Origin of the sequence: Rhizobium sp. P40RR-XXII (assembly GCF_012641405.1) — a bacterium.
Taxonomy (GTDB): domain Bacteria; phylum Pseudomonadota; class Alphaproteobacteria; order Rhizobiales; family Rhizobiaceae; genus Rhizobium.
Window position 1 is genome coordinate 50,645 of record NZ_JABAII010000010.1, and the last position, 22,631, is coordinate 73,275.

Genomic DNA, 22,631 nt, shown 5'->3' on the forward strand with positions numbered 1-22,631 from the left:
GCCGGTGATGGGTCCGGCTAGCCATGGCCATATTCACGCTTGAGTTCCGGATCCTGGACAAGATTGTCCAGCCAGGTCGGATCGAGCTTCGGAACAGACCCGAACAGCAGCTGGGAGTAGGGGTGGCGAGGCGCGTTCGCGGTTTCGCGTGTGATTTGTTCGACTTTTCTGCCGCCATACATCACGACGATCTCGTCGCAGATCGCCTCGACCACCGACAGATCGTGGCTGATGAAGATGTAGGACAAATGCAGTTCACGCTGCAGTTCCTTGAGCAGGTCGATGATCGCCGCCGCAACGACGGTGTCGAGAGCGGATGTGATTTCATCGCAGATGATCAGGCGCGGCTCGGCGGCAAGCGCGCGGGCGAAATTCACGCGCTGCTTCTGTCCGCCTGACAATTCCGACGGATAGCGATAGCGAAGCGCGCGGGGCAGTCGCACCATGTCGAGCAATTCGTCGACTCTTGCCTCCCGAGCCTTGCGGTCCATCCCGTGATAGAAGGCCAGAGGCCGCTCGAGAATATCGGCGATCGATTTTGCCGGATTGAGCGCCGTGTCGGCATATTGAAAGACGATCTGCATCTCCCGCAGCTGATCGCGCGAGCGCAATTTCGCGGCGCGGTTCATCTCGCTACCATTGAAGCCGATGCTGCCTGATATGGCGGGCAATATGCCGGCGATTGCACGCGCCAGCGTCGACTTTCCGCATCCGGATTCGCCGATAATGCCGAGATTTCTGCCCTTCTCCACCTCCAGGCTCACGGATTGAACCGCGCAGACCGCCGGCAGGCCGTTGGCCTGGATATCGCCATAGCCCGCTACCAGGCCGTCGATTCTCAGCACAGGCGTTATCGAGCCGTTCACGCTGCTGCTACGGAAGGCCTGTTTCGGCTCGACGGCGGCCAGCAGCTCGCGCGTATAGGGGTGGCTCGGCCGGGCAAGGAGTGCGTCCGTCGCTGCCAGTTCCTGGATTTCGCCGCCCTTGAGTACGGCGATACGATCGGCGATCTGCGCCACGACCGCCAGATCGTGTGAAACATAGACGCCGGCAATGTCGCCGGCACGGATGACGGATTTGAACGCCTTCAGCACATCGATCTGCGTCGTGACGTCGAGTGCGGTGGTCGGCTCATCGAAAATGACAAGCTTGGGCTCGCCGATCAGGGCCATGGCCGCCGCCAGGCGCTGCAACTGGCCGCCGGAGACCTGATGCGGATATCGTTCGCCGATCGTCTCCGGATCCGGCAGCGACAGCGCCCGGAAGAGCTCGATGGCGCGCTGGCGCGCTTGGTCGGGAGGCATCAGCCGGTGAATGCGGGTGACCTCGATCACCTGCTCGATGATCTTCGTGGCCGGATTGAAGGCCGCCGCCGCGCTCTGCGGAATATAGGCGACCGTGGTACCGCGGACCTTCGAGCGTTCGCTTTCGGAAAGGGCAGCCATGTCCTGTCCATCGACATGGACCTCGCCGCCGGAGATGCGACAGCCCTCCCGCGCATGCCCCATGAGCGTCAGCGCGATCGTCGTCTTGCCCGAGCCGCTTTCGCCGATGAGCGCGACGATCTCGCCTTTGGCAATATCGAAGCTGACGCCCTTGATGATCTCGATAATGCGACCGGAATCGGTCGTAGCCTCGACCTTCAGATTGTTGATTTCTACGAGATTGGCCATCGTCATGCGTTCCTGTCTCTGATCCTGCGCGGCAGGTTGTCGATCAGCAGGTTGACGCTGATGGTGAGGCTGGCAATGGCAAAAGAGGGCACGAGCACGGCCGGGGCGGCGAAGGGCAGTCCGCCGATATTTTCGCGAACCAGCGCACCCCAGTCGGCATAGGGCGGCTGCAGGCCGAGGCCGAGAAAGGAAAGACCGGACAACAGGAGCACGACAAAGACGAAGCGCAGGCCGAAATCCGCCAGAACAGGGCGAATAATGTTCGGCAGAATTTCCGAGCCGATGATGTAGCCGACCCTCTCACCGCGGGTGCGTGCAACCGTGATGAAGTCCATCGTGTTGATGTTGACGGCAAGCGCACGGGCAAAGCGATAGGCACCGGGCGTGTAGATGACCGCGAGTGTGATGATCAGCACCGGAATGGACGAGCCGACGGCGGCAACGACGACCAGGCCGAAAAGCTTGCTTGGAATGGAATTCAGGGCATCGAGAAACCGGCTGAGGATCGTGTCGAACCATCCACCGATAACCGCGGCAATCATGCCGAGCGTCACGCCGCAAAAGCAGCATAGCGCGACCGCAGCCAATGAAATGCCGACCGTATAGCGTGCGCCCATCAGCACGCGCGAGAACATGTCACGGCCGAGATAGTCCGAACCAAGCCACAATTGTCGGCTTATCGGGCCGAAATAGTCCGTATCGACGATGTCGCCGACGGAATACGGAAGCATATAGGGTGCGAACAATGCAACGATCGTCCAGCCAAGGATGACGGCGAAGGCCACGATGCCAACGAGGCTGACATTATAGCCAAGAAGGGAGGGGGTGCGGCGAAGCAAGCTATTCGTGGTCATCGCAGCCTCGGGTTTGACAGGATTGCGACGATATCGGCGGCGGTGATCAGCAGGAGATAACCAAGGCAAAAGATCATCGCGCAGCTCTGGATGAGCGGGAGATCGCGGGTCGCGACTGCGTCCACCATCAATTTGGCGATACCCGGATAGTTGAAGATGGTCTCGACGATGATTACGCCGCCAACGAGATAAGAGAGCGAAAGCGCGATCGCGTTGACGATCGGCCCGAGCGCATTGGGCAATGCGTGTTTGAACACCATGCGACCGCGCGAGGCGCCCTTGAGCAGGGCCATTTCCACGTAGGGTGTCTTTAGCGTCTCGATCAGCGCCGCCCGGGTCATGCGGATCATCTGGGCCGATATGACGAAGGTCAGCGAAATGACCGGCATGGCATAGATCTTCAGAAGGTCGAAGACGCTATGTGCTTCGCTGATCGAAGACAGTGCCGGTAGCCAGCGCAGATAAACGGCGAACAACAGCACGGCAAGCGTCGCGACCATGAATTCGGGTACTGATATGACGCCGATGGAAATGATCGTGACGGCCCGATCGTAATAGGAGCCGCGAAGCATGGCCGAAGTAATGCCAAGCAGGAGTGCAAGCGGGACCGAGACGAGCGTCGTGATGGCGGCAAGCTCCAGCGTCGCCGTCAGGCGGCGTCCGATCAGCTCCGCAACGGGCATATTGTTTGCATAAGAGGTGCCGAGGTCGCCCTTCATCAGGCCCATCAGCCATTCCAGGAATCGCAGGATCGCAGGATCGTCGAGATGCATTGCCTTGCGCAGGCCGGCAACCGCTTCGGGCGTCGCCGCCTGGCCGAGCAGGATGGAGGCCGTGTCTCCCGGCAGCATGCTGGTTGCGAAAAAGACGGCGAACGACACGATCAGCAAGGTGATGACCGCGATGAAGAGCCGGTTTAGGACAAGAATGGAGACCTCGGATCTCAAAGGCAATGCTCCTGCGGCGATCTACGAAACGAACGGCGTTCGTGAGCGGAGGTCCCCGGGCGGCTTTGCGCCGTCCGGGGAGGTTCAACGGCCGCTAGGCATCGAGCCATAGATACTCCGCCATTGCGTAACCCATCATGCCACCGAGCGGGTTGGCTTCCAATCCGTTCACCTTGCTCGAAAGTGCGTCCACATTCGAAATATAGGCCGGGATGATGGTCCCTGCTTCTTCAGCGACCATCACCTGCATTTCGGCGTAGATCTGCTTGCGCTTGGCCTGATCCAGCAAGCCGCGGGCTTCGATAAGCATCTTGTCGAATTTTTCCGACTTGTACTGGCTCTCGTTCCACGGTGCGTTCGAAGCATAGAGAAGCGAAAACAGGATGTCGGGCGTCGGGCGCGGATTGATATTGCCGAAATGGATCGGCGCCTTCAGCCAATAATTATCCCAATAGCCATCGGAGGGAACGCGCTGGACGTCGAGCTTCATGCCGATGTTGGCGCCGGCCGCCTGGATGATCATCGCCATGTCGATCGACGAGGTTGCCGCGTCCGAGGCTATCACTGGAATGGATTGCCCGAGCACGCCTGCCTTCTGGAAATGGAACTTGGCCTTGTCCGGATCGAAGGCCTTCGGCTTCAGATCGTTGTTATGATAGATGTTGGCGGGGGAAACGGGCTGATCATTGGCAACTTCGCCAAGGCCGCGCAAGGCCGACTTGACGATCTGCTCGCGATTGACCAGGGACTTCATGCCATCGATGAAGTCCTTCTTGTTGCCCGGCGTCATGTCGAGGCGCATGTTGAGATTGGTATAATTGCCGCTGGTCGTTTTCGACAGCGTAAAGCCCGACTGGCCGTCGATCAGCTTCATGGCGCGTGGATTGATCGAAGCGGCGTAGTGAATGTCGCCCGAAAGCAGTGCATTGACGCGGGCATTGTCGTCGCTGATCGCAAAGAATTCAAAGGAATCGAGATAGGGCTGGCCGGATTTCCAGTAGTTCTTGTTCTTCTCCACGACCGAGCGATTGCCCGGATCGAAGGTTTTGAGAACGAACGCCCCGGTGCCATTGCCTTTCGAGAAGTCGGTCGTGCCGTCGGCGACGATCATGAAGTGATGCAGGGCGAGAATGGTCGGCAGGTCGGCGTTCGGGTCGGCCAGGGTGATCTCGACCGTCGACTTGTCGACAGCCTTGAAGCCGCTCATCTGCGCGGCAATCTTGGCGACTTTCGAGCCGACGCCGGGGTCGAGATGGCGTTTGAGCGAGAAGACGACGTCGTCGGCCGTCAGCTCCTTGCCGTCATGGAACGTCACGCCCTTGCGCAGCTTGACCGTCCAGGTCTTGGCGTCCTTGCTTTCGATGCTTTCGGCAAGCTCCATCTGCGTCACGCCGGCTTTATCGATGAGGGTCAGGCGATTGTAGAGGGAACAGCAGCGCACATAATCCGTGGACAGCGAGGCCTTGGCAGGATCGAGCGTATCGGCGGTCGAGGACGACCAGCCGGCCGCTTTCAGATGGCCGCCGGATTTGGGCGTGGCCGCGACGGCATTCGACGCGCGGCCGAGCACCAGGCCACCCGCCGACATGGCGACGCCGCCCGCCAGAAGCATGGTGAGAAGTTCGCGGCGGGTGGCGCCCCGACGAATGGCATTCTCGACCATTGCGTCATCCGAGGCAGTCCAGTTCATGATCTTGTCGTTCATGTCATTCCCCTTTTTCTGGTTGGCAGTCTGCTTTTTATTGGATGCGACGATGGTGACGGCCGGTCAGGCTGCCTGCAGCGCCCTCACGGCTTCGGCGAGTTCGGCCATGGATTTGAAGTGGAAATCCGGCGTGGTGAATTCGGCCGGTTCGATGGTGCCGCCATATCCGCGCTGCGCGTGCCGGCGCTGGATCCAGCAATTCGTCATCCCCAATTGCCGGGATACGCCGATATCGTGGTACTGGCTCTGCGCTACGTGGAGAATGTCGTCCTTGCCGGCATTCTCGCCGGCCACGAAGTCGAAAACCTTGTGAAAGAAGGCCGGGTCGGGTTTTTCGGTGCCGGTGTCGTCGGCGGTAAAGGCAGCGTGAAAGGGATGTCCAAGTTCCGCCGAGAAATGTTCGAAGGCCCAACGGCGGGCGTTCGTCATGGCGATAAGCCGATATTTGTGGGCAAGCTGCGCCAAAGCTTCGGCACTGTCGGGAAAGGCTTTCCATAGTCTGGCGGAATCGCGCAGGCGCTCACCATAGGTCTCGTCGGCCGGCAAACCGAGTTTCGGGGCGATGGCGAGATAGACACGCACGAGATCATCGGGAAACAGATCCGCATCCTCGGCGTAGCGGGCGGCGCGATAGAGAGCGAGCGCCTCCTCACCGTCGATCGTCACCTTCGCCTCAGCTGCAATTTCGTTGAAGCAGGCTTTCAGGCCGCCTTCGAAGTCGATCAGCGTTCCGACAACGTCGAAGCTCATATATTTGAATTCTGCCAATGACTTAGTCATGTCTTACCCCAGTCTGCTTGCTGGCGGCACCGGGCGGCCGCCTTGCGGAAGGTTATGCTGTTCCCAGGCCCACTTGTTTTCTGACGTTCCCGAATTTGCCGGGATGGACCTTCATTAAGGACAAGTTTGGCACTTCGACCGCGCCGTTTGCGCCGAATCGGACTAGTGATGCGGCACAAAATTCTGAAAAACGCCTGCTCGCGGTATATCGGTCCCGGGTCTTGGCGGGTTCAGTCCCTGAGCGCCCGACGGACGTCGGGATCTTCGAGTGTCTGATCAAGCGTTCTTTCCGTTCGTTCGATGATCGCGTCGATATCGGCATCCGTGCAGCAAAGCGGCGGAGCATACCCCAGCACGCCGTTGTTGAAGGCGCGGACCACCAGGCCGTTTTCCCAGGCTCGGTCGAAAATCCGTCGTGACGGCTGGGTCTCAACGGGCAGCGGCGTCTTTGCGGCCTTGTCCACGACCAGCTCGATCGCAGCCAGCATGCCTCGGCCGCGGACGTCGCCCACCAGGGGATGATCTCTCAGGCTTTCAAGGCCGGCCATCAGCCTCGCGCCGGCTTTTCTGCCGTTTTCGAGCAGTCCGCCTTCGTAAAGTTTCAATACCTCCAGGCCGACGGCGGCACTGACCGGATGGGCGGAATAGGTGTAGCCATGCCCCACGGCGGAAGCTCCCGCTCCGTCGGCAATGACCTGATAGACGTGATCCGCCATGAAGACGGCGCCCATTGGAACGTAGCCGGAGGTGAGCCCTTTCGCCGTGGTGATGAAGTCGGGAACGATCTCGTCTTCGGAGCAGGCGAAAAGCGGGCCTGTCCGGCCGAAGCCTGTGATCACTTCGTCGGCGACGAAGAGAATGTCGAGCTCCTTGCAGAGGCCCCGCATGGCCTTCATCCATCCCTTCGGCGGGACGATCACCCCGCCCGAGCCCTGGATCGGTTCGGCGTAGAACGCGGCGACGCGGTTTGCTCCAATCGCGTCGACCTTCGTCCTGAGTGCGGCGAGAGACGCCTGGATGATGGCGTTCGCATCCTGCCCGACGGGATTGCGATAGGGATAGGGTGACGGAATCTTGTGCTGCCAGTCGAGGGGAACGCCGAAGCCGGCATGGAAGTTGGGGAGGGCGGTCAGCCCGGCACCGACCGTCGAAGAGCCGTGATAGCCCTGCTGGATCGAGATGAACTGATCGCGTTGCGGTTGGCCGCGCGCATACCAGTAGTACCGGATGAAGCGGACGGTACTGTCGATAGCATCCGAGCCGCCCAGTGTGAAATAGATGTGGTTGAGGTCGCCGGGCGCGCGTTCGGCGAGCTCGGCGGCAAGGCGGATGGCCGATTCGCAGCCAAGACCGAAATAGGCTGTCGCATAGGGAAGCTCGCGCATCTGGCGAGCCGCCGCCTCCACGATCGTTTCGTGACCGTAGCCGGCGTTGACGCACCAAAGACCCGCGAAACCATCCACCAGCTGGCGGCCTTGAGCATCGGTGATCGTCGCTCCCTTGGCGGATGAAAGCACCCGCACGCCTTGCTGCTCATGGCCGCGATAGGAGGCTACCGGATGGACCAGATGGGCGCGATCGAGCTCGATGAGGGAATTGCTGTACATGGTCTTCTCCGGATCAGCCGAGCGCCTGATTGGCGAGGGCGAAAGTGGTGACGGTCGAGGAATTGCTGCGCTTGATAACGGGGTTCGCCATGGTGATGCCGCCACCGACATGGACAAGCGAATGGCTGGCCAGCCATGGTCCAAGACCAGTTTCCGCGCCGGTGTCGACGCGCAGGAACGCGCCGGTTTTCCGGCTCATGAAGTGGGACAGGAGCGATTTCGCGTCTTCGACATTTGGTGCGACGACCGGCCCCACGACCTCGCCTCTGCCGAAGGGACGAAGGCAGGCGAAGGCGGCGACTTTGCCGTTGCGGCGGATGATCGCGAATTCACCCAGATCGGCAAACCGCGCAATGAGAGCGGAACGATCGGCGCCGAAAGCCTCGCGGTCGAGCGCTGTAATTGCCAGGATATCGGCCTTGGTCGCCGCTTCGGTGTTTCGCGGTTTCGCAATTGCCGTAACAGGACCTTGGTGTTGAACGACGGCACCAGTCTGGCGGAACCCCAGCTTTTCATAGAGGGGCAGACCATCGGCGGTCGCGATGAGGCGCAAGGGGCGGTCGTCCGCGAGAGCCAAGGCGGCCTCCATGAGGCGTCGCCCCAGCCCGCGTCCGCGCATGCTCGCAGCGACGATCACCATATTGATCGTAGCGCAGTCGGTTCCGTAGGGTGTCAGGAGCGTGGTCCCGACGACGTCATCGTCAGCCCCAATGGCAACGACACCTTTGCTGAGGTCCAGGGCGACTTTCCAGTCATCCGGGCGATGAGGCCAGCCGGCCTCCTGCGACAAGCGGACCGCGGCATCCAAATGTTCCGAACCGAAAGGCCTGATTTCTATCTGTCGCTCCTGCATGACGCTCCTCGTATTTCTTTTGTCCAAGTGTCGGAGCGTCGGTGCCGGAAGATTATCTGAAGGCGATGTCCTTGACGGTATCTTTCGCCGTAGCTGCTCACCCTTGCCGCATCTTATGCCGTTACCCTCGCTAATGGCGGTCCCGAGAGTGACCGCGAAAGGCGCCTTTGTCGGTCGTCCCTGCAAGCAAATGCCAAACAAGCGCCGCTATACGAAACTTTCTGCTCCGAACCTTGCAAAATCAGTGGGCTCCAATGCCGAAAGCAATCCTATTATCTTGGTATCCACCAATCGCCTCGAGGGGCAGCACGCAAGGACGAAGCGCATGACCACCTTCCGCCCGAAATATATCACCTTCGATTGCCACGGAACGCTGATCAATTTCCAGATGGCGGAAGCTGCCCGCGATCTCTATGGCGATCGTCTGAATGAACAGGCCATGCTGCAGTTCATCAACAACTTTGCCGCTTACCGGCTCGACGAGATCATGGGCGACTGGAAGCCTTATGCGGACGTGGTGCACAATTCGCTCGAGCGGACCTGCAAGCGCAGCGGCGTCGCCTTCAAGGAGGAAGACGCCAGGATGGTTTATGAGCGCGTACCCACCTGGGGTCCGCATGCCGAGGTTCCGGCTGGTCTCGCCAAGGTCGCGAAGGATATTCCGCTCGTCATCCTCTCGAACGCGATGAATAGCCAGATCATGTCAAATGTCGCAAAGCTCGGGGCGCCCTTCCACGCCGTCTATACGGCGGAGCAGGCCAATGCCTATAAACCGCGCTTCCAGGCCTTCGAATACATGTTCGACATGCTGGGCTGCGGCCCGGAAGATATTCTGCATTGCTCGTCCTCCTTCCGCTATGACCTCATGTCGGCTCACGATCTCGGCATCAAGAACAAGGTCTGGGTCAACCGTGGTCACGAGCCGGCCAATCCCTATTATGGCTATGTCGAAATCGCCGACATTTCCGGCCTGCCGGGCGTGGTGGGGCTCTGAGAAAGGGCGACCAGATGAAATATTCCTCTTATTGGCACGATACGGCGCCCCGCTTTACCGGGGCGGCTATCGGTCCCGTCGAGGGACACTATGATGTCGTCGTCGTGGGTGGCGGCTTCACCGGGCTCGGTGCTGCTCGCCAGCTCGCCATCGCGGGTGCGAAGGTTCTTGTTCTGGAGGCCGAGACCGTCGGCTTCGGCGCGTCCGGGCGCAATGGCGGCCACCTGAACAATGGTCTGGCGCATAGTTACATTGCGGCAAAGGCGCAATTGGGCAAGGAGCGGGCGATCGCGCTCTATCGCGCATTCGATGCGTCGATCGACACGCTCGAAGCGATTATCGCGGAAGAAGGGATCGACTGCAATTTCCGTCGTGCGGGCAAGCTGAAGCTTGCCTCCAAGCCGCAGCATTTCGAAGGCCTGGCCAGGAATTTCGAAGCAGTGCATGCCGAGGTCGATCCCGACACCGCGCTGCTTTCAGCGACCGATCTCAAGGACGAGATCGGTTCGCCGTTCCATGGCGCGATGCTTTCGAAGAAAAGCGCCATGATGCATATGGGGCGCTATGTCGCCGGACTGGCCGAGGCCGCCAGGCGCCGCGGTGCGGTCATCATGGAAGGCGCTGTCCTGACGGAACGCAGCCAATCAGGCGGCAGGCACGTCCTCAAGACCACCAAGGGCACCGTCACGGCGGACCAGGTCTTGATCGCGACCGGGGCCTATACGATGGCCAATTTCAGTTACTTCCGCCGTCGTATCATGGCGGTCGGCAGTTTCATCGTCGCGACCCGGCCCTTGACGGACGCGGAAGTGGCCTCGGCAATGCCCGGCAACCGCACCTGCGTGAACACGATGAACATCGGCAACTACTGGCGCCTGTCACCCGACAACCGGCTGATTTTCGGTGGGCGCGCCCGGTTCTCCGCAACGTCGGACCAGCGTTCCGATGCCAGGAGCGGTGCGATATTGCGCGAGAGCCTCGCCTGCATATTTCCTCAGCTCACCGGGGTTGAGATCGACTATTGCTGGGGCGGTCTCGTCGACATCACCAAGGACCGCTATCCGCGCGCCGGCTATCATGACGGCATCTGGTACGCCATGGGCTATTCAGGTCATGGCGCGCAGCTTTCCACGCATCTCGGCATGACGATTGCCGATGCGATGCTGGGAAGGCCGGACCGCAATCCGCTCAAGGGGCTCGATTGGCCGGCTGTTCCCGGCCATTTCGGTAAGCCGTGGTTCCTGCCCCTGGTCGGCTTGTATTACAAAACGCTCGACAAATTTCAGTGATATCAGCCGGTGGCGGGTTTTGACGAAATCATCAGCGCAAAAGAGAGGGGCCGCACTTGCGCCCCCTTTTCAATCCCACATGCCGGAGCTCAGCTGAGGCCACCAATGTGGAAGGCCTTTGTTTCCAGATATTCCTCGATGCCGAGCTGCGAGCCTTCGCGTCCGAGGCCCGATTGCTTGACGCCGCCAAACGGCGCGACCTCCGTGGAGATCAAGCCGGTATTGAGCCCGACCATGCCGAATTCAAGGGCTTCGCCCACCCGCCATGCGCGCTTCAGGCTTTCGGTATAGAAATAGGCCGCAAGTCCGTAGGGCGTACCATTGGCAATAGTGATTGCCTCGTCTTCCGTCTCGAAGCGGAAGAGCGGCGCGACCGGTCCGAAGGTCTCCTCGGCGGCGAGCTGCATGGCGGCGGTGGCCCCCGTCAGGACGATCGGCGCGGTATATTGCGGGCCGGCCGGTAGGTCCCGCTTGGCTGTGATGATCGTCGCGCCCTTCGAAAGCGCGTCTTCGACATGGCGGTTGATCTTGGCGATCGCCGCTTCGTTGATCATCGGACCGATCGCAACGCCGGCTTCGGTGCCCGGACCGACCTTCATGGCATCGACGCGGTCGGCGAGCCTCTTGGCAAAAGCCTCGTAGACGCCAGCCTGGACCAGGATACGGTTGGCGCAGACGCAGGTCTGGCCGCCGTTGCGGAATTTGGAGACGATCGCTCCCTCCACGGCAAGGTCGAGATCCGCGTCATCGAAGACGATGAACGGAGCATTGCCGCCGAGCTCGAGGGAAAGGCGCTTGATGCTGGCCGCCGCACCGCGCATCAGCAGCGAGCCGACGGGCGTAGAGCCGGTGAAGGAAATCTTGCGCACGGTCGCGTTGGCGAGGATCTCGGCGCCGATCTCGGACGGCATGCCGGTGACGATATTGATGACGCCGGCCGGGATGCCAGCCATCTCTGCAAGCACGCCGAGCGCCAGAGCCGAGTAGGGGGTGAATTCGGAAGGCTTCACCACGACCGTGCAGCCGGCCGCGAGCGCCGGCGCGAGCTTGCGCGTGATCATCGCATTCGGGAAATTCCAGGGCGTGATGATGCCGCAAACGCCGACCGGTTCCTTCAGCACGAGAATGCGCCGGTCGGGCGTCGGCGAGGGAATGGTCTGGCCGCCGACGCGGCGCGCTTCTTCCGCGAACCATTTGACGAAGGAGGCGCCATAGCGGATTTCACCACGGGCTTCGTCAAGCGGCTTGCCCTGTTCGATCGTCAGGATCAGCGCGAGATCGTCGATATGCTCGAGCATCAGATCATGCCAGGCTTCGAGCCGCGCCGCGCGCTCGGCATGCGTGCGCTTCCTCCAGGGGCCATAGGCCGCCTCGGCGGCCTCGATTGCGGCCCGGGTCTCGTCGCCGCCCATATCCGGCACCGTTCCGATGATGGCCTGCGTTGCCGGATCGATGACGGCGACGGTCTTGCCCGAGCGAGCGGGAAGCCAGTCGCCCCCGATCAGCGCCTGCTGGCGGAACAGGGATGGCACTTTCAGATTTTGCATGTTCGGATCCTCGATGAGACTTCAGATTGCGGCAAGCAGTGCGGTTGTGATCGCATCGGTCCGGTCTTTGCCCGGAACCGTGCCGATGCCGCTTGCGGTCGTCGCTTCGATCGCCGCCATGATGGCATTTGCCGCATCCTGCTCGCCCAGATGTTCAAGCATCATAGCGCCGGACCATACCGTTGCGATCGGGTTGGCGATGCCGAGATGCGCAATATCGGGCGCGGACCCGTGCACGGGTTCGAACATCGACGGAGCACTCCGCTCGGGGTTGATATTGGCTGATGCCGCGAAACCGAGGCCGCCCTGGATTGCTGCGCCGAGATCCGTGAGGATGTCGCCGAAGAGGTTGGATGCGACAACCACGTCGAGGGTTTCCGGTGCCATGACCATGCGGGCAGCCATGGCATCGATGTGATAGCTCGTGACCTCGACATCCGGATAGTCCGGCGCGAGCTGCCGGGTGATTTCGTCCCAGAAGACCATCGAATGCTTCTGGGCGTTGGATTTCGTCACCGAGGCGAGCTTGCCGCGGCGAGTTCTTGCCTGCTCGAAGGCGAAACGCAGGATGCGCTCGACGCCTTTGCGGGTGAAGATCGACGTCTCGACCGCGACTTCGTCGAGCGTGCCTTGATGAATGCGGCCGCCGGCGCCGGAATATTCGCCCTCGGTGTTTTCGCGGATGCAGAGAATATCGAAGGCCGACGCCTTGAGCGGCCCCTGGACGCCCGGCAGCAGGCGGTGAGGGCGAATATTCGCATATTGCACGAAGTTCTTGCGGATCGGCAGCAGCAGCCCGTGCAGGGATACCGCATCCGGCACTTCGGCCGGCCAGCCGACGGCTCCAAGCAGAATGGCATCGAAGCCGCGCAGCGTTGCGATACCATCGGCGGGCATCATGGCGCCGGTTTCCTTGTAGAAGGCGCAGGACCAGGGAAATTCCGTGCCGTCGAGCGTAAAGCCGCGGGTGCTCGCCGCCTTTTGCAGAACCGACCAGGCCGCGGCGGTCATGTCGCGGCCGATGCCGTCACCCGGTATCAATGCGATCTTGTAGGCTTTCATGTTCGCTGTCCTCAAAGACTGATCAAAACGCTCTTGCTTTTGCGATTGGCCTGAAATGCCTCACGGCCGAGATCCTTGCCGATACCGGATTGCTTGTAGCCGCCGGTCGGCAGGATGTGGTCACGCGAACGGTTATAGCGATTGACCCAGACGGTGCCGGCTTGCAGACGACGGGTCAGCCGGATGGCGCGCGAGAGGTCGCGGGTGAAGAGGCCCGCCGCGAGCCCGTAGCATGGATGGTCGGCGAGTTGCAGGGCTTCCTCTTCGTCCTCGAATGTCTGGAGCGTCAGCACGGGACCGAAGATCTCCTCGATGATGGCAGGAGAATTTTGATCGATGCCGGCCATCAGTGTCGGGGCGTAGAAATAGCCCGGTGCGTCCATGCGCGTGCCGCCGGCAAGGCATTCTCCGCCGGCTTCGATAGTGGCGGAGACGATCGCATCGATGCGCTGTCTCTGTTTTTCCGAAATGATGGGGGAGTACCGGCTTGCGGCATCCCAGGTGGGACCTGGGACAACGCCCTTCATCCGGTTCCGGATGGCCTCGGTCAGTTCGGCCGCGATCTTCTTCTCCAGGATGAGCCGCGATCCGGCGACGCAGGCCTGGCCGGCATTGCCGATGATACTGGCGGTAATGGCCGCCGCGGCCTTGTCGAGGTCCGCATCGGCAAAGACGATCTGGGGGCTCTTCCCGCCAAGCTCAAGCGTCATCGGCTTTACACCCGTGCGGGCGATGTTCTCCATGATCGCCGATCCAGCCCGGGTCGAGCCGGTAAAGCTGATCTTGGCGATGTCGGGATGGCCGGTGATCGCCTGGCCGGTCGTCATGCCGTCACCCAGCACGACATTGATCAGGCCGGCGGGAAGGCCGGCACGCACGGCGAGTTCTGCCAGATAGATGGATGAAAACGGCGTCATTTCTGACGGCTTCAGGACAACAGCGTTTCCCGCGGCCAGCGCCGGGCCAAGTTTCCAGGCGGCCATGTTGATCGGAAAATTCCAAGGCGTGATGGCGCCGACCACGCCATAGGGCTCCGTCATGATCATGCCGATATTGCCGTCGTCGGTCGGCACGAGGTCGCTGCCTTCCTTGTCGGCGAATTCGGCAAAGAAGCGGATCTGCTCTGCCGAAATCGCGATATCGCCATCGACAAGCTGGCCAACGGGCCGCGTCGAAGCGACAGCCTCGAGCCTGGCCAGCGTTTCGGCTTCCTGTTCGATGAGATCGGCCCAGCGGTGCAGCACATTCAGGCGCTCGCGCGGCCGGACGCCGCCCCAATTGCTGTCCTTCAGCGCGGCCTTGGCCGTCTGGACAGCCTGGTCGACGACGGAGGCATCGGCGACCGGGCATTCGGCATAGGCCCTGCCATCGGAGGGGCGATGCATCGGAATGACACCGCTTGCGGCACTGAGATGCTCGCCGATGAAATGTCCGACGGGGAGCGAAAGGCTGTCGGGATCGAAGCTCAGGTCCATAATGATACCTCCGGGTCAATTTATCGAGATGCTATAGGATCGGCGAAGCAGCTTGATCCGATCGCGTCGGCCGCCGCGGCGGAAAAACCCGTTTTGGGGCTGGGCGGCAGTGTATTCTTTGGCTAGATCGGATGCGGCGCGTGCCTGGAAGCCGCGCCGCAGAGCGAAACTCAAGGGGTGACGGTCACGTAGATCTTCCGGACGGTTTCGATCGTCTTCCAGATCCCGACGAAGCCCGGCTTCATGACGAAGCTGTCACCCGCCTTGTAGACGACCGGCTCGCCGCCTTCCGGCGTCAGTTCGACGACGCCGGAAAGAATATGGCAGAATTCGAAGGTTTCGCCCTTGATCGAACGGCTCACGCCGGGCGTGGCCTCCCATACGCCGGTGTGCACCGTCTCGTTGCGGGCAACGTCCTGTGCCCAGGTCTTGAGCTTCGGATCGCCCGAGATCAGCCGCTCGGGAGCGACAACGTTTTCACGCGGTGCGAAAGAGGGATTAGGGTCAATCGTCTTGAGGAGGGACATGCGAATCCTTTTGGGCTTGAGGTCAATAGCCGCGGCGGCGGTCGACGAGGCCGAGCGGGTCCACGCCCGCCCTTATCCTCTTGATATTGTCGATGACGGCGCGCGCAGCGCTATGGGGCTGGGTGACGCTGGCGATATGCGGTGTCAGCAGGATGCGTTCGTGGTTCCAGAATGGATGAGCGGCGGGCAGCGGTTCGGGATCGGCAACATCGATCACGGAGCCGGCAAGCCGGCCACTGTCGAGCGCTGCCAGGAGATCTTCGGAAACGAGCTGCGGTCCACGGCCGACATGCACGAGACCCGCACCCTGTGGCAGTTTCTCAAAGAGGTCGGCGTTGAGAAAACCGCGCGTCTCGTCGGTCAGCGGCAGCAGGCAGATCAGGATGTCGGTCGCGGAAAGCATGGCATGAAGTCCTGCTTCGCCGGCAAAACAGGCAACGCCTTCCAGCTCGTGTTGACTGCGGCTCCAGCCGGAAAGCAAAAAGCCGAACGGCTTCAGCCTTTCGAGGACGGCCTGTCCAAGGTTCCCGAGCCCCAGCACGCCGATGCGGCGCTCCGTTGCCTGAACTTGTGGCAAGGCGTTCCAGACCTGACGCCGTTGCTGGCTGAGATAGGCCGGCAGATTGCGGTGGAGAGAGAGGGCGCCAAGCGTCACATATTCCTGCATCATGCGGGTGATGCCGTCTTCGACCATCCGGACGACTTTTACGTGAGCCGGAACATGCGCCGTGTCGAATTGGTCGATGCCGGCGCCAATGGAAAACAGTACTTCGAGATTACGGTAGCGCGGCAAATCGTCCGGAATCGTCCAGGTGATCAGATAGCGCACGGCATCCGGGTCGACCGACAGCGGATCCATGGAAAAGGAGATATCCGGCAGCTCGCGGGCGAAGGCTTGCTGAAAGATATGGCCGCGGCGGGCATCCGAATTGAAAAGGAACGTCATGGGCTGTTCATCCTTCGGTCTTGTGCCATCACACCAGGCAGCGACGGCCGAGAGCCTCGATCATGGCCTGGCAGGCGGCGAGTTCGTCCGCGAGGATGAATTCGTTCGGCTTGTGCGCACGCCCGATATCGCCCGGGCCGCAAATGATCGCCTCAAGGCCGGCGCGCTGGTAGAGCCCGGCTTCGGTCCCGTAGCTGACGGCTGCCAGCGGCTCTATGCCCGTCAGCTCGGTCAGCAGACCGGCAAGCGGGGCTGCCCGTGGAAGAGAGAGGGCGGGATAGGAGCTCAGCTCCTCCCATTGGACCTGGAAGCCTCGATGCTCAAGCGCGGCAGCAGCCTCGCGCACCGGTAAGAGCAGCGCTGCCGGATCCGCGCCGGAAATCGCCCGCGCTTCGACCTCGATCGCACAGAGATCGGGAATGATATTGAGGGCCTGCCCGCCATGAATGATGCCGACCGAAACCGATGAATAGGGCGGCTCGAACGCCGCTTCGAATGGCCCCTGGGCAAGAGAATGCGCGGTCGAAACGGCTGCCTGCAGAACCTCGGTGGCGGCATGGATGGCATTGAGGCCCAGATCCGGCCGCGACGAATGACCAGAGCGTCCCTTCAGGGTGATGCGGGCGGCTGATTTCCCCTTGTGGGCGAGGATGGCGCGCATGTTGCTGGGTTCCCCGACGATGACGCCGAGCGGGGTTTCGCAAAGCTCCGGCAGGCACGCAATGAGATGCGGCACGCCGCGGCAACCCGCTTCCTCGTCATAGGAAAAGGCTAGATGGATCGGCCGCACGAGAGCGCTCGCCGCAAGCATCGGCAGAGCAGCCAGAGACGCGGCCAGAAAACCCTTCATGTCGCTGGTGCCGCGGCCATATAGTCTCTCGCCATCGACCCGCAGCACGAAGGGGTCGCTCGTCCATCCGGCCTCGTTGGCCGGCACGACATCCATGTGGCCGGAGAGGACATAACCCGGCTTGTCGCGGGGACCGATCGTCGCGAAAAGGTTCGACCGGTCGCCCTCTGGGCCTGCAAGGATATCAACCGTGGCGCCGAAGGACTTGAGGTAGGCACAGATCCACTCCACGATTTCAGCGTTCGTCGTTCCGACGACGGAATCGAAACCGACCAGTTTTGCCAGGATGTCCGGTGCCTGCATTGCTGTTGCCAATCTCCGATTGCCGTCCTCGGCTGTGCAAGCGAGGTTTCGATCAAAGGAAGGTTAAGCCTCCGTCAGAAGAATACCTGCCGAAAGCGCGGCTCATACGGTCAATTCTTGCGCCGGTGTTTGCATACGCAGTGAAATGTTTTGCGCGGTCTCGGCTAAGGTCGCCAAGCATGATGTCGGCTTGCGCCAATAAGCAGCCGGAAGATCGGATGGCGGCTGGACCACGAATGAAGACAAAGGTACCCGAGAAACTGCATGTCGATGCATTCGAAATGCGTTTTGCCGACATTGCAGATGTTGCTCTGTCACAGCTTCAGGCTCTCTCGATGTCGGTCGGGTGGCCGCATCGATCGCAGGACTGGCAGCACCTGCGGGATGTCGGCCGCGGCTTCGTGGCGCTCGATGAAATCGGCAGGGTTTCCGGCTCGACCATGTGGTTTCCGCACGGCGAGAATTTCGCCACATTCGGCATGCTGATCACCGCGCCGCGCCTGCAGACGAATGGTACGGCCGAGTGGCTCGTCAAGCGGATGCTGGCCGAATGCCATCAGCAACGAATAAGGCTGAATGCAACAAGAGCGGCGCGCCGGATGTGCGCGACACTTGGATTCAAGCCGCAACAGACGGTCTTTCAGTGTCAGGGCGAGATCGTATCCGCGCCCGAGGTCGGCAATATCAAACCGGGGGTTCAGCTGAGGCGGCTCGAGCGCAGCGATCTGGATGTCGTCGCGACCCTGGATGAGCCTGCTTTCGGCACGCTGCGCCACCCGCATCTACTGCGATTGTTCGAGAGCTCTATCTGCTACGGTCTTTATGAGGGCGAAAAGCTGACGGCTTATTCCATGCGGCGCCGGTTCGGCCGCGGTCATGTCGTCGGTCCTGTCGTTGCCCGTTGCGAGGAAGATGCAATTTCCGTCGTTCATCCACATGTCGTCGCGCATCTTGGCAGTTTTCTCCGGCTCGACACCCATTTCGGTACCGGCCCATTCGCCGGTTTTGTCCAGCAAAGCGGCATGTCCGTCTTCGACACCGTGACAACAATGGTTTCTTCCGAGGCCGCCGCCTATGGATGCCCGAACACAGGATCTCCGATCGTTTTTGCACTTGCTTCGCAATCTTTCGGATAATTGTGACGGCGTTCCTCTCGATAAATCGACGCTGGGTGAGTTTAAGCCGAACATATAGCTTGTTTTCATGTTGAACGCTTTATATGTTATGTTCAACATAGGAGGCTATCATGAGTGCCCAAACCAATCCTGCCGCGGGAAGCGAAACAGAGGTCGCCTTGACCCGCAACAAGCTCGTGCTTGAGCAAGCGAGGGCAATAGGCCTTCTCGGCGCAAAAGATACCCGTTTGTCCGGGCGCGTTCCATCCGAGCTGGTCGAAGCGGCGAAGAAGCGAGCCCACGTGACTTCGGACACCGAGTTGTTGGAGTTAGCGCTGTCGCGGTTGGCGTTGGAGGATGATTTTGGTGCCCAGCTTGTTAGGCGCAAAGGCAGCATTCCATCGGATATCGACCTTGAGATTTGATCTTAGAGAAACCCTTCGATCACTTAAACCGCAAAAATACAAAGGGACACTTGAACGGCGGTTCGACGGCGAACTGATTTGGGTCGATGACGAGCCAATTATAGGTGGGCCATTGTTTCTGGATACCACCGTCTATCTCGATGTGCTGAAGGGGCGGTCGCCGGTTACCGTGGATACACTCCTGACATATCGGCTATGTCATCACTCTGCTGTTTGCCTTTCTGAGTTGACCCACGTCTTTGGCCGCCTGGATCCGAAGCATCCGTCAACGAGGACGGTGTTGGAAACGGTCCAGGCAACCATTGACGATATACCGGAGCATCGGCTTCATGCGCCGAACGCAGCTATATGGGGGCAGGCAGGGGTCCTGGCTGGTTTGCTTTTTCGGATGAGTAATTTGCCAAAAGGTGAGGGCCTCGAGCGTAAGTTCATCAACGACGCTTTGGTTTTCCTGCAAGCCCGGCAATTAGGGGCAAGTGTGCTAACCGGAAACATTCGTGATTTCGATTTCCTTTCGCAGCTTGTTCCAACCGGACGTATCATCCTCTACCGCTCTTAGGAACAAAAGCAGGTAGGAAGTGCCGCAAATCATCGTCACAGCGCTCTCGTCGCTGAGGCCGATGTCATCGCGAGGGTACGATACTCTCACAAGAATGGCTTGTGCCAACGCTTACGGGCATCATCCCATTGGTTTCAGCGGGTGGAGAGGGCCGGCGGTGGCGGTGGGGTGGTCGAGCCCGAGGCGAGTGAGCGCTGGACCATGACCGTGTCAGCCCAACGGCCGTAGCGATAGGCAACCGCCGGCAATAGGCCGACACGGGCGAAGCCGAAGCGTTCGTGCAGTGCGAGCGAAGCGACGTTGTCTGCGTCGATATAGCCGATCATCTGCCGGAAGCCGGCCGCGGCACAGGCGTCGATCAGCCCGCGCATGAGCAGGCTCCCGACGCCCTGGCCGATATGGTCGTGATGCACATAGATCGAGTGCTTGACGGTGTAGCGATAGGCCGGGCGCTTGCGGAACAGCACCACATAGGCATAGCCCACGACCTTCTCGCCGTCGATCGCAACGACATGCGGGAAGCGGCGATCCTTCAAATTCTTGCGCCGTTCGCGCAGATCGTCCGGTTGCGGCGTGTCGCTATCGTCCACCCCAGCCTCGACGCCACGGTGAATATGGCGGCGATAGATTGCCAACATGGCATCGACGTCGCTCTCCCGAGACGGGCGAACGACGATTGCTTTATCCTGTTTCATGACCAATCCGAATTTTCCAGCCTATTCCGCGACGACGTAGGTATAGAGCCGGATTTTGCCGGATGCGTCGATCTCGCGGTAGAGACCCTGGATCTCCACCTCGAAGCCAGGGAAGGTGTTGAAGCAGGTCTCGAACATCTTGAGATAGTCGATCATCGGCTTTGCCTGCTCCGTCAGGCGCTCGCCGGGCACGATGGTCGCGATCCCGGGAGGATAGACGACGAACGGCGTCGTTGCGATACGGCCGGCAATGGCGTCGATCGGCAGATAGTCCACATCGTTGCGCACCAGGCAGCGCGCGGCATCATGCGGCGACATGGCAATCGGCGGCAGGTGGTCGGCGGAAAACTGCTTCGTCTGCAGCGCGCTGACATCGGCCTGGCGGAAGAAATTGTGCATTTCCGCGCAGAGATCGCGCAGCCGCACGCCGGCATAGCGGCTCGGGCGGCGTCGATAGAATTCCGGAATTGCCTCCTCCAGCAAAGCATTTTCGTCATGGAGTTTCTTGAAGGCGACAAGACCGCTGATCAAGGTGCCGGCCTTGCTGGCCTCCACACCGGGGGTGAGGAGGAACAGCAGCGAATTGAGGTCGTTCTTTTCCGCCACGATGCGGTTTTCGCGCAGATATTGCGCAACCACGGGCGCCGGTATGCCGTGCTCGGTGTATTGTCCGCTCGCCCGGTCGAAGCCGGGGGTCAGAAGGGTCAGCTTGTTCGGATCGGTCATGGCAAAGCCCGGCTCCATTGCGGAAAAGCCGTGCCATGTCGCGTCGGGCGTCAGGTGCCAGAAGGCGGGATTGGTGGCGAGCTGGTCGGTGGCGACACTCTCCCAAGGCACATTGTGGACGGCGCCGGGGCTGGACACATCCGGGATCGCCACCCGGTCCGGCACGAAGGGCTCGAAGAACCAGCGGCGCTCGGGACGATGCTCCTTCTCCTCGAATTCGCGGCGCACGGCGCGGATTTTCTTGCGCAGTTCGATGCCGAGACGGATCGTATCATCCCAAAGCACTTCACCAGAGCGGCCCTTCATCATCTGCGCGCCGACGTCGAGCGAGGCAAACAGCGGATAGAAGGGTGAGGTCGAGGCGTGCTGCATGAAGCTTTCGTTGAAGCGACGGTGCTCCACGCGGCGCTTCTGGCCGGTGATATGCCGGTCCTTCATGTGGATCTGCGAGGCCTGCGAGAAGCTGGCAAGCTGCTTATGGGTCGATTGCGTGGCGATGATACCAGGCGCGTCCGGGCCAAGGTCGGAAAGGCCCATGGCAAAACGCCCGGCATAGAGCGGATGAAACTTCATGAAGCCCGCCCAGGCCTCGTCGAAGAGGATGTAATCGCACAAATGGCCAATGCGCTTGAGGATCATCTCGGCATTGTGGATCGTGCCGTCATAGGTGCACTGCTCCACGACCGCGACGCGGAACGGCCGCGGCTTCTTATAGGCCTCGGGGTCTTTCACCAATGGATGGGTGCGGATGCGCTCGCGCAGGGCCTCCTCGTCCATTTCTGCAAAATCCATGGGGCCGATCAGCCCATAGAGGTTGCGTCTGGTCGGCAGATAGACCGGAATGCCGCCCGAGATCATCAGAGCGCCATGATGGGCAGCCTTATGGTTGTTGCGGTCGAACAGCACGAGATCGCCGTCGGTGACGAGGGCCGACAGAGCGACCTTGTTGGAGGTGGAGGTGCCGTTCAGCACGAAATAGGTCTTCTCGGCGCCGAAGATCTTGGCTGCTTCCTTTTGAGCGGCAAGCGCAGGCCCCTCATGGGTCAGAAGGTCGCCGAGGTCGAGCACGGAATTGTCGAGGTCGTCGCGAAACACCGCTTCGCCGAGATGCTCCATGAAGACACGGCCGATGGGGCTGCGGCTGTAGAAGATGCCGCCATTGTGTCCGGGACAGGTCCAGAGGTGGTTGCCTTCCTCGGCATAATCGACCAGCGCACCAAAAAACGGCGTCTTCAACGTCTCGGCATATTGCTTGAGCCGGCTGATGAGGCTCTTGGCGATGAAGGCAGGTGTTTCTTCGGACAGGAAGACATAGCCGTCGATAAAATCGAGGACCTCTACCGGCACATCCTCGAAGCGCTTGCGGCGGATGAGCAGGATGATCGGAAATTCGAGGCCGCGCCGGCGCATCAGGTTGATGAGGGAAGCCGTCTTGCCCTCGAGCCCCTTCTTGCCCCAGTCGACCAGCATGCAGCCGATGGCGGCGTCCGTCTGCACGGCGATCTCCGCATCTTCGAGATTGCGCGCGCGCACCACTTCAAAGCCGGAGCGTTCGATCTCCTCGACGATCTGGTTGTAGCGGGCACCCTCCAGATCCTCGTTGTCAAAGGTTGGCGTTGCGAACAGGAAGTTGAAACGTCTGAAATAATCCATCTGGGTACCCGCTTTTGATCTGGCACGAGGTGTCGACGTATTTCAT

General features: G+C 60.8%; 20 protein-coding genes. 5 read left to right on the forward strand and 15 right to left on the reverse strand.

All coding sequences use genetic code 11. The features are described from left to right. Nucleotides 1–17: 17 nt before the first annotated feature. From HGP16_RS19675 to HGP16_RS19705, 7 genes are all read right to left on the reverse strand, one after another. On the reverse strand, nt 18–1,673 hold the full coding sequence (locus HGP16_RS19675; RefSeq protein WP_168841697.1) for an ABC transporter ATP-binding protein: 1,656 nt from the start codon (nt 1,671–1,673) through the stop codon (nt 18–20). 2 nt (nt 1,674–1,675) lie between these two features. Further along, nucleotides 1,676–2,527: an ABC transporter permease gene (locus HGP16_RS19680; RefSeq protein WP_168841698.1), complete on the reverse strand. Its 852-nt coding sequence runs from the start codon at nt 2,525–2,527 to the stop codon at nt 1,676–1,678. Beyond that, nucleotides 2,524–3,474 carry an ABC transporter permease gene (locus tag HGP16_RS19685; RefSeq protein ID WP_168841699.1) on the reverse strand — a complete coding sequence of 317 codons (951 nt, stop codon included), beginning with the start codon at nt 3,472–3,474 and terminating at the stop codon, nt 2,524–2,526. Before HGP16_RS19685 ends, HGP16_RS19680 begins: the two co-directional genes overlap by 4 nt. A 94-nt stretch (nt 3,475–3,568) precedes the next feature. Continuing rightward, the gene (locus HGP16_RS19690) at nt 3,569–5,179 is read right to left on the reverse strand and encodes an ABC transporter substrate-binding protein (RefSeq protein ID WP_168841700.1); all 1,611 of its coding nucleotides are present in this window, start codon (nt 5,177–5,179) and stop codon (nt 3,569–3,571) included. A 63-nt stretch (nt 5,180–5,242) separates the two neighbouring features. Beyond that, the gene (locus HGP16_RS19695) at nt 5,243–5,959 is read right to left on the reverse strand and encodes an HAD-IA family hydrolase (protein ID WP_168841701.1); all 717 of its coding nucleotides are present in this window, start codon (nt 5,957–5,959) and stop codon (nt 5,243–5,245) included. 230 nt (nt 5,960–6,189) lie between these two features. Beyond that, a complete protein-coding gene (locus tag HGP16_RS19700) occupies nt 6,190–7,566 on the reverse strand; it encodes an aspartate aminotransferase family protein (RefSeq protein WP_168841702.1) in 1,377 nt (458 codons plus the stop codon). A 13-nt stretch (nt 7,567–7,579) separates the two neighbouring features. Continuing rightward, nucleotides 7,580–8,419 carry a GNAT family N-acetyltransferase gene (locus HGP16_RS19705; RefSeq protein ID WP_168841703.1) on the reverse strand — a complete coding sequence of 280 codons (840 nt, stop codon included), beginning with the start codon at nt 8,417–8,419 and terminating at the stop codon, nt 7,580–7,582. Nucleotides 8,420–8,744: 325 nt separating this feature from the next. Here HGP16_RS19705 and HGP16_RS19710 point away from each other — a divergent pair, with 325 nt between their 5' ends. Both HGP16_RS19710 and HGP16_RS19715 read left to right on the forward strand, forming a co-directional pair. Continuing rightward, nucleotides 8,745–9,413 (forward strand): haloacid dehalogenase type II, encoded by a 669-nt coding sequence (locus tag HGP16_RS19710; RefSeq protein ID WP_168841704.1) that lies wholly within the window; start codon nt 8,745–8,747, stop codon nt 9,411–9,413. A gap of 14 nt (nt 9,414–9,427) precedes the next feature. Next, nucleotides 9,428–10,702, forward strand: a complete 1,275-nt coding sequence (locus tag HGP16_RS19715; protein WP_168841705.1) for an NAD(P)/FAD-dependent oxidoreductase — start codon at nt 9,428–9,430, stop codon at nt 10,700–10,702. 89 nt (nt 10,703–10,791) lie between these two features. Here the strand turns inward: HGP16_RS19715 and HGP16_RS19720 are convergent, their stop codons facing one another. The 6 genes from HGP16_RS19720 to argE all read right to left on the reverse strand — a co-directional run bounded on the left by HGP16_RS19720 (nt 10,792) and on the right by argE (nt 17,412). After that, nucleotides 10,792–12,249 (reverse strand): NAD-dependent succinate-semialdehyde dehydrogenase, encoded by a 1,458-nt coding sequence (locus tag HGP16_RS19720; RefSeq protein ID WP_168841706.1) that lies wholly within the window; start codon nt 12,247–12,249, stop codon nt 10,792–10,794. Nucleotides 12,250–12,270: 21 nt separating this feature from the next. Then, nucleotides 12,271–13,311: a tartrate dehydrogenase gene (locus HGP16_RS19725; protein WP_168841707.1), complete on the reverse strand. Its 1,041-nt coding sequence runs from the start codon at nt 13,309–13,311 to the stop codon at nt 12,271–12,273. Between the two features lie 11 nt (nt 13,312–13,322). Then, nucleotides 13,323–14,786: an aldehyde dehydrogenase family protein gene (locus tag HGP16_RS19730; RefSeq protein ID WP_168841708.1), complete on the reverse strand. Its 1,464-nt coding sequence runs from the start codon at nt 14,784–14,786 to the stop codon at nt 13,323–13,325. 170 nt (nt 14,787–14,956) lie between these two features. Then, a complete protein-coding gene (locus HGP16_RS19735) occupies nt 14,957–15,313 on the reverse strand; it encodes a cupin domain-containing protein (protein ID WP_168841709.1) in 357 nt (118 codons plus the stop codon). 22 nt (nt 15,314–15,335) lie between these two features. Then, on the reverse strand, nt 15,336–16,259 hold the full coding sequence (locus HGP16_RS19740; protein ID WP_168841710.1) for a glyoxylate/hydroxypyruvate reductase A: 924 nt from the start codon (nt 16,257–16,259) through the stop codon (nt 15,336–15,338). Nucleotides 16,260–16,287: 28 nt separating this feature from the next. Beyond that, nucleotides 16,288–17,412, reverse strand: coding sequence for an acetylornithine deacetylase (gene argE / locus HGP16_RS19745; protein ID WP_168841711.1), 1,125 nt, complete (start codon nt 17,410–17,412; stop codon nt 16,288–16,290). 236 nt (nt 17,413–17,648) lie between these two features. Between argE and HGP16_RS19750 the strand changes: the two genes are divergently transcribed. The 3 genes from HGP16_RS19750 to HGP16_RS19760 all read left to right on the forward strand — a co-directional run bounded on the left by HGP16_RS19750 (nt 17,649) and on the right by HGP16_RS19760 (nt 19,511). Continuing rightward, entirely contained in the window at nt 17,649–18,548 is a 900-nt protein-coding gene (locus tag HGP16_RS19750) for a GNAT family N-acetyltransferase (RefSeq protein WP_168841712.1), read from the forward strand. Between the two features lie 110 nt (nt 18,549–18,658). Then, nucleotides 18,659–18,952, forward strand: coding sequence for a hypothetical protein (locus tag HGP16_RS19755; protein WP_168841713.1), 294 nt, complete (start codon nt 18,659–18,661; stop codon nt 18,950–18,952). Continuing rightward, entirely contained in the window at nt 18,942–19,511 is a 570-nt protein-coding gene (locus HGP16_RS19760; RefSeq protein WP_168841714.1) for a type II toxin-antitoxin system VapC family toxin, read from the forward strand. Before HGP16_RS19755 ends, HGP16_RS19760 begins: the two co-directional genes overlap by 11 nt. A gap of 134 nt (nt 19,512–19,645) precedes the next feature. Here the strand turns inward: HGP16_RS19760 and HGP16_RS19765 are convergent, their stop codons facing one another. Together HGP16_RS19765 and HGP16_RS19770 are read right to left on the reverse strand one after the other, a co-directional pair. Then, on the reverse strand, nt 19,646–20,206 hold the full coding sequence (locus tag HGP16_RS19765) for a GNAT family N-acetyltransferase (protein ID WP_168841715.1): 561 nt from the start codon (nt 20,204–20,206) through the stop codon (nt 19,646–19,648). A 21-nt stretch (nt 20,207–20,227) separates the two neighbouring features. Next, nucleotides 20,228–22,585 (reverse strand): Orn/Lys/Arg decarboxylase N-terminal domain-containing protein, encoded by a 2,358-nt coding sequence (locus HGP16_RS19770; RefSeq protein ID WP_168841716.1) that lies wholly within the window; start codon nt 22,583–22,585, stop codon nt 20,228–20,230. Between the last annotated feature and the right edge of the window lie 46 nt (nt 22,586–22,631).

Coding starts and splice junctions, on each gene's coding strand:
- HGP16_RS19675 (WP_168841697.1), bottom strand. CDS start 1,673: ATGGCCAATCTCGTAGAAATCAACAATCTGAAGGTCGAGGCTACGACC.
- HGP16_RS19680 (WP_168841698.1), bottom strand. CDS start 2,527: ATGACCACGAATAGCTTGCTTCGCCGCACCCCCTCCCTTCTTGGCTAT.
- HGP16_RS19690 (WP_168841700.1), bottom strand. CDS start 5,179: ATGAACGACAAGATCATGAACTGGACTGCCTCGGATGACGCAATGGTC.
- HGP16_RS19695 (WP_168841701.1), bottom strand. CDS start 5,959: ATGACTAAGTCATTGGCAGAATTCAAATATATGAGCTTCGACGTTGTC.
- HGP16_RS19700 (WP_168841702.1), bottom strand. CDS start 7,566: ATGTACAGCAATTCCCTCATCGAGCTCGATCGCGCCCATCTGGTCCAT.
- HGP16_RS19705 (WP_168841703.1), bottom strand. CDS start 8,419: ATGCAGGAGCGACAGATAGAAATCAGGCCTTTCGGTTCGGAACATTTG.
- HGP16_RS19710 (WP_168841704.1), top strand. CDS start 8,745: ATGACCACCTTCCGCCCGAAATATATCACCTTCGATTGCCACGGAACG.
- HGP16_RS19715 (WP_168841705.1), top strand. CDS start 9,428: ATGAAATATTCCTCTTATTGGCACGATACGGCGCCCCGCTTTACCGGG.
- HGP16_RS19720 (WP_168841706.1), bottom strand. CDS start 12,249: ATGCAAAATCTGAAAGTGCCATCCCTGTTCCGCCAGCAGGCGCTGATC.
- HGP16_RS19725 (WP_168841707.1), bottom strand. CDS start 13,311: ATGAAAGCCTACAAGATCGCATTGATACCGGGTGACGGCATCGGCCGC.
- HGP16_RS19730 (WP_168841708.1), bottom strand. CDS start 14,786: ATGGACCTGAGCTTCGATCCCGACAGCCTTTCGCTCCCCGTCGGACAT.
- HGP16_RS19735 (WP_168841709.1), bottom strand. CDS start 15,313: ATGTCCCTCCTCAAGACGATTGACCCTAATCCCTCTTTCGCACCGCGT.
- HGP16_RS19740 (WP_168841710.1), bottom strand. CDS start 16,259: ATGACGTTCCTTTTCAATTCGGATGCCCGCCGCGGCCATATCTTTCAG.
- argE (WP_168841711.1), bottom strand. CDS start 17,412: ATGCAGGCACCGGACATCCTGGCAAAACTGGTCGGTTTCGATTCCGTC.
- HGP16_RS19750 (WP_168841712.1), top strand. CDS start 17,649: ATGAAGACAAAGGTACCCGAGAAACTGCATGTCGATGCATTCGAAATG.
- HGP16_RS19755 (WP_168841713.1), top strand. CDS start 18,659: ATGAGTGCCCAAACCAATCCTGCCGCGGGAAGCGAAACAGAGGTCGCC.
- HGP16_RS19765 (WP_168841715.1), bottom strand. CDS start 20,206: ATGAAACAGGATAAAGCAATCGTCGTTCGCCCGTCTCGGGAGAGCGAC.
- HGP16_RS19770 (WP_168841716.1), bottom strand. CDS start 22,585: ATGGATTATTTCAGACGTTTCAACTTCCTGTTCGCAACGCCAACCTTT.